We start from the raw sequence: 460 nt of genomic DNA, 5'->3' as shown, positions 1-460 counted from the left end.
GCGTTGGTTTTCTCTTCATGTCACGCGACCAGGAGCAGTTCGGCGATATCTGGGACGTCATCCAGGCGATGGGTGCGGCCGGCGTCAAGCTTTACTCCACCAGCGAAGCGATCCTGGAGCGTGTTGCCGACGGTCGTTTCGTTCTCGGCTACAATATCCTCGGATCCTACGCGGCAGACTGGGCGGCGCGCCATCCGGACGTCGGGATTGTGCTGCCCAAGGACTACACGGTGGTGATGTCGCGAATTGGCCTTGTGCCACAGGCCTCAGCCTCTCCAGACCTTGGACGCCGCTATCTCGAATTCTTCATGTCCAAGGAGGGCCAGACAATCATGGCGCGCGAACTGCAGATTGCCGCCGTCAGCCCCGAGGTCGCTGGCGAGAATACCGCAAACACCATGCAAGAGATACTCGGCGCTCAATTGCGGCCGGTTCCCGTCAGCCCCGGCCTGATGGTCTA

At 60.9% G+C, this 460-nt stretch carries 1 protein-coding gene; it reads left to right on the top strand.

Going from position 1 to position 460, the window contains the following annotated elements; all coding sequences use genetic code 11:
- On the top strand, positions 1-460 hold a 460-nt coding region (locus I8N66_RS22680), incomplete at both ends, for an extracellular solute-binding protein (RefSeq protein ID WP_291158180.1).

It is taken from the genome of Ensifer sp. SSB1, from assembly GCF_016652895.1.
Taxonomy (GTDB): domain Bacteria; phylum Pseudomonadota; class Alphaproteobacteria; order Rhizobiales; family Rhizobiaceae; genus Ensifer.
The sequence above is the reverse complement of the archived record's forward strand: the minus strand, read 5'-3'. Positions and strand labels throughout refer to the sequence as shown.